The following is a 7,485-nucleotide window of genomic DNA, read 5'->3' as shown; positions in this document are numbered from 1 at the left end:
GAAAGATCATGAGGAACCAATCTGGTACTGGTCATAATACCGGTAAAAAGAGTGAAAGCAGCCGCCGCGAGGCTCGAAAATGGAAGCTGGTCGAAGGCGGATACGAGAAGAAAGTCAAGAAAAGCCTGGGCATTTGACCCTTTTGAGAGGTGAGATTTAGATGCGTGTTAAAGGTGGAGTAACTTCAAAGAAGAAAAAGCTGAAATACCTGAAAGCTGCGAAGGGTTATAGAGGTGCCCTGAGCAGAAGATACAGGCTGGCTAAGCAGTTTTACATAAGATCCGGTGTCTATGCCTATGCGGGAAGAAAGATCAGGAAGAGAGATTTCAGGAAACTCTGGATTACCAGGATCAATGCCGGCGCACGAATCGCGGGCACCAAGTACAATGATCTGATACATGGTTTGAAAATTGCCGGTGTTAACATCAACAGAAAGATGCTTGCAGACCTTGCAGTTAATGACTTCGACACGTTTAGGGAGTATTGCGAGATCGCCAAATCGGCACTGAACGGAAATTAAAAGGGGCTTAGGCCCTTTTTTTTGAGAGGAGATGAGACAATGGAATACTCTGCTAAGAGGATAGGGAAGATGGCCTTCTACGCAAAAACCCCCTCAGGTCATGACATACATATGGACGCCAAGGAAGCTTCAGGAGGAGATGGTTCGGCACCAAGCCCGATGGAGATGGTTCTGGCTGCATTGATGGGGTGCACGTCGATGGACGTTGTTTCCATACTCTCCAAGATGAAGGTCAGCGACTACGAATACTCGATTTCTGCAAATTATGAGTATGCTAAAGAGCATCCAAAAGTCTTCACAAGCATTGAACTCGTCTACCATTTCTCCGGCAAGAATCTTCCGAAGGACAAGATTGAAAAGGCAGTGAATCTCTCGCAGGAAAGATATTGCTCTGTCTCTGCCATGTTGAAGAACTCGGTAGATCTTACAATGAGGATTGAATATGAGGGTGAAGAGAATTGAATCCACAAGAGATGGCGGAAACAATGGAGAAGATCAGAAACAACGTCAAGTCAATAAAGCACAAAATACTTGTGATGTCAGGAAAAGGCGGAGTAGGAAAATCCACTGTTGCAGTGAATTTGGCGCTGGCTCTTGCGGATGAGGGATTCAGAACGGGTCTAATGGATATTGATCTTCACGGTCCGAATGTGGCGAGAATGGTCGGACTCAAGAAACAACCTGAGGTTATTGAGAATCAGATCTTTCCCCCAGAGGTCCTCCCGAATCTCAAGGTTATAAGCATTTCCAGTTTCGTTGAAGATGATGCTCCGGTAGTATGGAGAGGTCCTATGAAGACAACGGCAATATATCAGTTTCTAGGTGACGTTGCGTGGGGTGAACTCGACTTTCTGATAATTGATTCTCCTCCAGGTACAGGAGACGAGCCGCTAACTGCTCTCCAGACTCTTTCCGACATAATGGCTCTTGTGGTGACGACACCTCAGGCCGTTGCCGTTCAGGACGTGAAAAGAGCGATAAATCTTGTCAAGACCATGCACAGAAGACCTATTGGCATTGTTGAAAACATGTCATACATGAAATGTCCAAACTGTGGAGAGGTGATAAAGCTGTTTGGAGAGGGTGGAGGGAAGGATCTCGAGAATCTCTTTGACATCCCGCTTCTGGGTTCCCTTCCCTTTGATCCGGCGCTAGTAGGATTTTCGGACATAGGCAAGAGTATAGTGACACACATGAGGGGTTCCGAGCTTGAAGCCGCCTACCGAGAGACAGTGAAAGAGATAGTTCAGAGGGTGAAGCTGTAGTGGGCAAGTTCAAGAGTATGACGCTTGAATGGAAAGAAGACCGACTGATACTCATCGATCAAAGAAGCCTTCCTTCAAAGGAAGAGTATGTTGAATGCTTAACTCACGAAGACGTATATCTTGCAATCAAAAATATGGTTGTCAGAGGTGCGCCGGCAATAGGCGCAAGTGCAGCATTCGGTTATCTTCTCGGTGCAAGAGAGGCTCAAGCCGGTTCTGAAGAGATGTTTTTCGGACACATGGTTCTGGTCAAGAAAAGACTTTCAGAGAGCAGACCTACGGCCGTGAATTTATTTTGGGCTCTTGATAGAATGGAAAGGACGCTTAATTCGCTCCGAAAGCTGGAAAGGAATGATCTAATTGCATCTCTCGAAAGCGAAGCCCTGAGAATTGCCACTGAAGATATCGAGATCAATAAGGCAATAGGGAAGAACGGGGCAGCAATTGTGAGAGACGGTGATGGAATACTCACTCACTGTAACGCCGGAGCTCTTGCAACAGTTGACTATGGTACGGCGCTTGGAGTAATGCGAGCTGCAGTTCAACAGGGCAAGAAGATCTCTGTTTACGCCGATGAAACACGTCCTTATCTTCAGGGGGCGCGATTGACGGCATGGGAGCTCATAAAATCGGGGATCGACGTTACGCTCATCTGTGACAATATGTCTGGATGGGTAATGAAAAAGGGACTGGTAGATCTAGTACTAGTTGGAGCAGACAGAATTGCAGCGAATGGTGATTCAGCAAACAAAATAGGGACATATTCAGTGGCGATTCTTGCTCAGAGACATGGAATTCCCTTCTACATAGTCGCCCCTTTAAGCACGGTGGATCTCTCAACCCCGACAGGAGATGAAATCCCCATAGAGGAAAGAGACCACCGCGAGATAACTCACATAGGAAACTACCAGATTGCTCCCGATAATGTTAAATGTTTAAACCCCGCTTTTGATGTAACTCCATGGAGTTTGATAACCGGAATAATCACGGAAAAGGGAATTGCAAGGCCACCATACAACATTTCACTGAAGAAAATGTCTGAATAGAATCCTGGAGGAGGTTTTTTACATGTGGGAGTCTTTGAAGAAAAGTGATAAGCAAGTATTCGATATCATGGTCAAGGAGCTAGAAAGGCAGAGAAACGGGCTAGAGCTGATTGCTTCTGAGAACTTCGTTTCTAGGGCAGTCATGGAGGCTATGGGATCTGTCATGACAAACAAATACGCGGAAGGATATCCGTCCAAAAGATATTATGGTGGATGTGTCTTTGTTGACGAAGTCGAGGAACTTGCTCGAGAAAGGGCCAAGAAGCTTTTTGATGCTGGATTCGCGAATGTTCAGCCACACTCGGGATCACAGGCAAACATGGCCGCCTATCTGGCGGTTGCCAGGCCTGGCGATACTATAATGGGGATGTCTTTGAGCCACGGAGGACATCTTACTCATGGTTCTCCGGTAAATTTCTCAGGGAAGCTTTTCAATGTTGTTGCATACGGTGTTGACGAGGAGAGCGAGCTTATTGACTACAGCGAAGTGAGAAAGCTTGCCCTCGAAGCTAGACCTTCGGTAATTATCGCCGGTGGAAGCGCTTATTCCAGAATAATCGATTTCAGGAAGTTTAGAGAGGTGGCGGATGAAGTAGGCGCGATTCTTATGGTAGATATGGCTCACTTCGCCGGTCTTGTAGCTGCGGGTCTGTACCCCAATCCACTAGACTTTGCTCACGTAGTAACGACGACCACACACAAGACCCTGAGAGGTCCTCGAGGCGGTATGATTCTTACTAATGATGAAGAGATTGCCAAGTCAATAGACAAGATGGTTTTCCCGGGAACTCAGGGCGGCCCTCTAATGCATGTCATTGCTTCTAAGGCAGTCTCGTTCGGCGAAGCTCTAGAGGATAACTTCAAAGTGTACCAGCAGAACATAGTGGAGAACACTCGTCAGTTAGCGAAATCTCTTGAAGAGAAGGGATTAAGGATAGTTTCCGGTGGAACTGACACCCATCTTTTCCTTGTAGATCTTACTCCGATCAATGTTACAGGCAAAGCTGCTGAAAAGGCTCTTGAGAAAGCTGATATAACAGTCAACAAGAACACCATTCCAAAGGAGACAAGATCTCCTTTTGTCACCAGCGGAATAAGAATCGGAACTCCAGCCGTTACTACGAGAGGCATGACGGAGAAGGAAATGCCAATTATTGCGGATTTGATAATCCGGGTTCTTGAAAGCATAGAAGGTGAAAAGGGCGAGATACCTGAATCAAAGGTGAAAGAGATAAGCGGGGAAGTAAAGGCTCTGACGGAAAGATTCCCCCTTTATTCTGATTTGGTGCCCAGGAGTGATGAGTGTGTTTGATCAGCTGACGATCGTCAATCACCCTCTCATTCAGCACAAGTTGGGAATAATGAGAGATGATCAAACCGGTCCTAAGGAGTTTAGGGAACTCCTCAAAGAAATAACCCTGCTCTTGACCTACGAGGCGACTAGACACATACCTACTTATGAGAAGGAAATCACTACTCCTCTCGTGAGGATGGTCGGTCAGTCCATCGAAGATAAAAAAGTGACCGTAGTTCCTATTCTCAGAGCCGGCCTCGGCATGGTTGAGGGGGTTCTTTCTCTGATGCCCAATGCTTCCGTTGGCTATATTGGTATATACAGAGATCCCGATACGATTCAGCCCGTCGAATACTATTCAAAGCTCCCCAAGATCGATGAAACGACTCAGATCTTCGTTCTAGATCCGATGCTTGCAACTGGAGTTTCGTCCTCCTGGGCTTTGAAACTTGTAAAGAGAGCCGGAGGGAAGCAGATCTCCTTGATGTGTCTTATTGCAGCTCCCGAAGGTGTAAGACTCATCGAGAAGAATCACCCTGACGTGAAGATTTTCACTGCAGCTCTTGATGAAAGACTGAATGACCATGCATATATCATTCCTGGGTTAGGAGATGCCGGTGATAGACTCTACAGAACGAAGTAAGTTTCGTGCCCTCATTGTAGGTGGTTACTTGGAAGATATCGAGATTTCGGGTAGCGGCCACAACGCCGGGATAAAACAAACTCCAGGCGGGTCAGGCTTCAATGTGGCCAACTGCCTTTCATTGATTGGCGCCGATGTTCTCTTTTTGAGCTGTTTTGGCGTCGGCGATTCTCGGAAATGGCCTTTTGAGTCTATTCCGGTCACGTCGAATTGTTCACACGGGACTTTCCTCTTTAGAGGTTCTGAAGTTATCGCGGTTGAAAAGCCTTCAATAGCAAGCATCAACGACGAATTGCTCCAGCTTCTTTGTGAGGAGAGATTCGATCTCCTGTACAGTACTCTTGAGATTGGCCAATTAGCGGCCTCAAGGGCTACTTCGACAGAGTCCGGGATTAAGGTCATAGATCCTTCTCCCTTTCATGAGCTAAAAGGATTGGAGGGCTTGGAGAAGTACGACTTTATTCTCGCTAATGACTATATGTCATTTGATAGAGACGACAGACGAGTCATTATAAAGGCTTCGTCAAAAGGTGCACGTTACGGGAAAAAGGAGTATCTACCTCCGCGAATCGGAAAAAGTCGCTTTGGCAGTGGAGATCTCTTTGGGGCAATCTTTTCGCTACTAGTTTCGACAGGAACTTCTCCTGAAGAGGCAATAGAAGAGTCTGTGAAGATCAGTGGCGAATATTGTTATCAGGAAAAATCGATCGGACAGTTCTTGCTTGGCACTAGGGACAGTCTTGATTACGTGATAAGGAGCTGAGTATATGTCGGGCAAACTCACGGTTGTTGTAGGGCCAATGTATTCAGGGAAAACTTCGACTCTTCTCTCTATGGTTGAAATCTATACTCTTGGTAAGAAACGTATAAGGGTTTTCAAGCCAATAATTGATACCAGATACTCATCCAATCATGTCGTAAGTCACTCAGGCCAAATGGCGGAGGCGATAAATGTGAATGACTCCTCGAAAATTGAAGAGATCGTCTCGCGGGAAAGTGAGAAGCTTGATGCAATATTTATTGACGAGACGAATTTCTTCGATCAGGGTCTGCTCGAGGTAGTTGAGAAGATGATTTTTGGTGGGATCGATGTATTTTGCGTAGGACTCGATCTCAGCTACAAGCATAGACCGTTTGCTGTAACTGCTAACCTGATGGCCGCCGCAGATGAAGTGATAAAGAAAAAGGCCGTCTGCCATATTTGTGGAGAATATAATGCGACAGTAACTCACAGGATTTCGGGTGCAATCGATACGGAAATCGATGTCGGAGGAATGGAGAAATACATTGCGGTTTGCAGAGATTGTTACATGAAACTTAATTCATCGAATCGCAAATGAGTGTTTGTTTGCGTCTTAGAATCACTTTCAGGGCAAAGGTTGTTCTCTTCAGTAAGTATGGCTGATCAATCTACTAATGATATTCCTCGAAGGAACATCGGTGAATTAAGTATATTGATATCTTTCCAGTAATCAAAACTTAATATAAGTAGATAATAATCACAGTTGTTGTTTAGATAAGTTCAACATTCACGCTCAGACGCGTTGTATACTTTTCAAGCTGTGGAGGTGTTTAGATGTTTGAAAATCTCCAGGATAAACTCGGCAGAGCATTTAAGTTGCTGAGCGGAAAGGGAAGAATTTCGGAAAAAAACATAGAAGAAGCCGTTAAGCAGGTAAAACTCTCGCTTTTAGAGGCAGACGTTAACTACAAGGTAGTCAAGGAATTCATTGGCGGTGTAACTGAAAAGGCCCTTGGTGAAGAGGTACTGAAGTCTTTTTCACCGGATCAGCAATTTATCAAAGTTGTGAGAGATGAACTGATAAAGATGCTAGGTGAAAAAAACGTTCCGCTGAAGCTTTCGAGTCAGCCTGCCAAGATCATGATGGTGGGACTCCAGGGAAGCGGAAAAACAACCACTACTGCAAAGCTCGGTACTCTTTTGAGAAAAGAAGGCCGGAAACCGCTTCTTGTCGCTGCAGATGTTTACAGGCCGGCTGCTATAGACCAGTTGATGCAGTTGGGGAAACAGATAGACATGCCTGTCTTCACGGGTGACAGAAAGAACCCTGTTCGTATAGTACAAGAAGCAATGCAGCAGGCAGTAAAAAACATAAATGATGTCGTAATTCTTGATACCGCAGGAAGACTTCACATTGATGACGCTATGATGAGAGAGCTAAAAGATATCGTTGCTGCAGTCAAGCCCGATGAGATTCTCATGGTCGTTGATGCGATGACCGGTCAGGATGCTGTTAACTCTGCAAGGTCATTTAACGAGGCGCTGGAACTCTCGGGTTTTGTAGTAACCAAACTTGACGGAGACGCAAGAGGCGGTGTCATTCTATCCATAAGACACGTGACGGGTAAGCCAGTGAAATTCATTGGAGTCTCTGAAAAGCCCGATGGGATTGAAGCTTTTCATCCTGACAGAGTTGCTGGACGGATACTTGGAATGGGAGATGTATTATCTCTCATAGATAAGCTGCAGACTAATATAGACGAGGAAAAAGCGAAAGAGATGGAAGAGAAATTCCTCAAGAACAAGTTTGATCTTGAGGACTTTTTAGAGCAGTTAAAGGAAGTCAAGAAGCTTGGATCGATTGCAGACATTATGGAAATGATACCCGGTGCACCAAAAGATGTAGATTTGGCCGGAAGCGAAAAAAGTATGAAGCGAACAGAGGCGATTATCCATTCGATGACTGCACAGGAGA

The 7,485-nt window shown here is 45.5% G+C and carries 10 protein-coding genes; all 10 read left to right on the top strand.

Features of this window, described 5'->3' with window-relative positions; translation table 11 throughout:
• The first annotated feature begins 8 nt into the window (after positions 1–8).
• Entirely contained in the window at positions 9–137 is a 129-nt protein-coding gene (locus B3K42_RS13790; protein ID WP_334103078.1) for a hypothetical protein, read from the top strand.
• Positions 138–160: 23 nt separating this feature from the next.
• Entirely contained in the window at positions 161–520 is a 360-nt protein-coding gene (gene rplT / locus B3K42_RS12220; protein ID WP_110989793.1) for a 50S ribosomal protein L20, read from the top strand.
• Between the two features lie 39 nt (positions 521–559).
• A complete protein-coding gene (locus B3K42_RS12215; RefSeq protein ID WP_110989794.1) occupies positions 560–982 on the top strand; it encodes an OsmC family protein in 423 nt (140 codons plus the stop codon).
• A 23-nt stretch (positions 983–1,005) separates the two neighbouring features.
• On the top strand, positions 1,006–1,785 hold the full coding sequence (locus tag B3K42_RS12210; protein ID WP_292599001.1) for an Mrp/NBP35 family ATP-binding protein: 780 nt from the start codon (positions 1,006–1,008) through the stop codon (positions 1,783–1,785).
• A 17-nt stretch (positions 1,786–1,802) separates the two neighbouring features.
• Positions 1,803–2,831 (top strand): S-methyl-5-thioribose-1-phosphate isomerase, encoded by a 1,029-nt coding sequence (gene mtnA / locus B3K42_RS12205; RefSeq protein ID WP_181419024.1) that lies wholly within the window; start codon positions 1,803–1,805, stop codon positions 2,829–2,831.
• A gap of 22 nt (positions 2,832–2,853) precedes the next feature.
• Positions 2,854–4,143, top strand: coding sequence for a serine hydroxymethyltransferase (gene glyA / locus B3K42_RS12200; RefSeq protein WP_292598998.1), 1,290 nt, complete (start codon positions 2,854–2,856; stop codon positions 4,141–4,143).
• 49 nt (positions 4,144–4,192) lie between these two features.
• Complete coding sequence (gene upp / locus B3K42_RS12195) at positions 4,193–4,768, top strand: uracil phosphoribosyltransferase (RefSeq protein ID WP_349680975.1); 576 nt, start codon at positions 4,193–4,195, stop codon at positions 4,766–4,768.
• Positions 4,737–5,531 carry a carbohydrate kinase family protein gene (locus tag B3K42_RS12190; RefSeq protein ID WP_110989799.1) on the top strand — a complete coding sequence of 265 codons (795 nt, stop codon included), beginning with the start codon at positions 4,737–4,739 and terminating at the stop codon, positions 5,529–5,531. The genes upp and B3K42_RS12190 overlap by 32 nt, the downstream gene beginning before the upstream one ends.
• 4 nt (positions 5,532–5,535) lie before the next feature.
• Positions 5,536–6,108, top strand: coding sequence for a thymidine kinase (locus B3K42_RS12185; protein ID WP_110989800.1), 573 nt, complete (start codon positions 5,536–5,538; stop codon positions 6,106–6,108).
• A gap of 236 nt (positions 6,109–6,344) precedes the next feature.
• A partial coding sequence (ffh, locus tag B3K42_RS12180) for a signal recognition particle protein (RefSeq protein WP_292598994.1) occupies positions 6,345–7,485 on the top strand: 1,141 nt, incomplete at its 3' end.

The organism is Mesotoga sp. UBA6090, from assembly GCF_002435945.1.
Lineage (GTDB): Bacteria > Thermotogota > Thermotogae > Petrotogales > Kosmotogaceae > Mesotoga.
Note: the sequence above shows the minus strand (reverse complement) of the source record. Positions and strands in the feature narration are given on the sequence as shown.